This window comes from Tropicimonas sp. IMCC6043 (genome assembly GCF_004146235.1).
In the GTDB taxonomy this organism is placed as follows: Bacteria; Pseudomonadota; Alphaproteobacteria; order Rhodobacterales; family Rhodobacteraceae; genus Tropicimonas.
Genome location: NZ_SELO01000289.1, coordinates 1 through 213, shown reverse-complemented (window position 1 = coordinate 213; position 213 = coordinate 1). Strand labels below are relative to the sequence as shown.

At 62.4% G+C, this 213-nt stretch carries 1 protein-coding gene; it reads right to left on the bottom strand.

The window, feature by feature from the left end:
- Window positions 1-213 (bottom strand): DDE-type integrase/transposase/recombinase (locus tag EU800_RS26695; protein ID WP_165354876.1); only part of this gene is annotated, 213 nt, incomplete at both ends.

Genomic DNA, 213 nt, shown 5'->3' with positions numbered 1-213 from the left:
GCCTCTTTCAAAGCTTCGAGGCACGGTTCCGTCTCCAGCGTGACCGAGAGCCGCCAGGCCAGCACCTTTCGGCTGAACCAGTCCACGACCGCTGTCAGGTAGACGAACCCTCGGGCCATGGGGATGTAGGTGATGTCCATGGCCCAGACCTGGTTGGGTCGTGTCACGGCGAGCTTGCGCAGAAGGTATGGATAGATCTTGTGGCCGGGCGCC